The sequence below is a fragment of the Streptomyces pathocidini genome, assembly GCF_001418495.1.
GTDB classification, from domain to species: Bacteria; Actinomycetota; Actinomycetes; order Streptomycetales; family Streptomycetaceae; genus Streptomyces; species Streptomyces pathocidini.
The window spans coordinates 1-1,699 of the sequence record NZ_LIQY01000648.1; the positions used below are offsets into that span (position 1 = coordinate 1).

Annotated in this window: 2 protein-coding genes and 1 pseudogene; all 3 read right to left on the bottom strand. The window is 72.7% G+C overall.

Annotated elements, in window-relative coordinates; translation table 11 throughout:
* The coding region (locus AOK16_RS28805; RefSeq protein ID WP_240483729.1) for a gamma-glutamyltransferase at positions 1 to 582 on the bottom strand (582 nt) is incomplete at both ends.
* Positions 583 to 584: 2 nt separating this feature from the next.
* Positions 585 to 888 (bottom strand): annotated as a pseudogene (locus tag AOK16_RS28810) (gamma-glutamyltransferase); the annotation flags it as partial.
* A gap of 279 nt (positions 889 to 1,167) precedes the next feature.
* Positions 1,168 to 1,699 (bottom strand): M15 family metallopeptidase (locus AOK16_RS24030; RefSeq protein ID WP_055474215.1); only part of this gene is annotated, 532 nt, incomplete at its 5' end.

Here is a 1,699-nt window from a genome sequence, read left to right on the forward strand (position 1 = left end):
CCCCCACAACCCCCGCCGCACCGTCCCGCGCCACCGTCGCCGCATCATCCCGCGCCACCGTCGGCTCGCCGGTGCCCGGGGTGCCCGCGTGGGGCGGCAGTGCCTCTCCCGCCGCCGCCACGCGCGCGTGCCTGCTCAGTCGCGGCTCACGGCCGTCCGGGGATCCGGGCCGGAGCTCGTACGAGGCCTCGGCGCCGAGGAGGGTGCGGCGTTCGGCGTTGTACGAGCGGGAGAGGAGGTCGTCCAGTGGGACCGTGCCGGGACCTTCGGCGTCCCCGTACCACGCCTCGCGGTCGGCCATCGCGAGCTTGGTGCCCTCGATGAGCCGGTGCACGTAGGCGGCGGAGCCGTAGTCGAGCCCGGCCGGGTCGTCGGGGAGCAGGGCGAGCTGCTGGAGGAAGACCGGGCCCTGGGACCAGCCGCCCGCCTTGCACACGGTCCAGCCGTTCCAGTCGTACGCGGCCGGGTCCTCGTAGGTCGCCGAGAACGCGGCGAGGTCGCCGCCGGTGAGGGTGCCGGTGTGGCGCTCGCCGGAGGTGTCCATGGTGGGACGGGCGGCGGCCTCGGCGAGCGCCTCGGCGANNCCCGGCGCCGGGGGCCTGCCGTCGGGGAGGTAGAGCTTGGCGGAGTCGGTCCACTCGGTCTCGAGGAGTTCGCGGACGGTCTCGACGGTCCGGCCGACCCGTTCGACGGGCGGGTGGCCGTCCTCGGCGTACCCGATGGCGTAGGTGAGGACCTCGGAGAGCCGCCGTGTGCCGTGGTCCCTCAGGAGCAGCAGCCACGCGTCGAAGGCGCCGGGCACGGCGGCGGCCAACGGGCCGGTGCCGGGGACGAGTTCGAGGCCGAGGGAGGTGTAGTGGCCGATGGTGGCCCCCGCGGGGGCCGGACNNGCGTTGCCGCCGTCCTCCAGGACCGCCATGGCGGACTGCGAGGCCAGCCAGTGGGTCGAGGACACCATGCCGAAGGTGCCCTGGAGGGTCGGACGGGTGGTGAACATGGGCCTCTCACCTCGTTGTTTGCGCAATTGTTCCGCGCATCGGCCGCATGGGGCGATGCTCGGGTCGGATCCTGGGGGGAATCCGGGGAGTTGGGCCGGGCCCCCCTCTCCCGTCCACTTCCCCAGCAGGGCTATCGATCACCCTGCGCCCCTCCTTCCCCGCCTGCTGGTCACTGCTGCATCCTCGGGTCCTGGGTGGGGTCGGCGTACATGGCCGGGCAGCCTTGATCTATCGCTGCGGGGCGCAGTTCGTAGTGCCAGGATTCGTTGCGGTAGATCTGGCACAGCCCGTAGCCGGCGCCGTGCTCGGACAGCCACGCCGCGGCACCGTAGGGACCGATGTCGACCGCGTCCCCCGACACGTGAGCAGAGGTCTCCGCGGTGGCCACCCACCGGGCGGCCTCCTCCTCGGATCCGTACTTGGAGACCGCCTCACGAAGAAGCTGCTCCTGATACTCCGGGGAACGCCAACCGCTGTTGACGTGGAACACGACGCCGACATCCGCGGCAGCCCTCGCGGCCTGACGCAGGGCCTTGAGCAGAGCTGGATCAAGCTTGGCCACCGCAGGAACCCCGTCGTCGAAGACCGTCGTGCCGTCGGGGACGACACCGTCGGCCGCGCCGAGCGCACCACTGGTCTCACTGCGGCGACCGCCTTGATGTGGTGTGGCCGCCGAGGACGGGGACGAGGTCGGGGTGGGG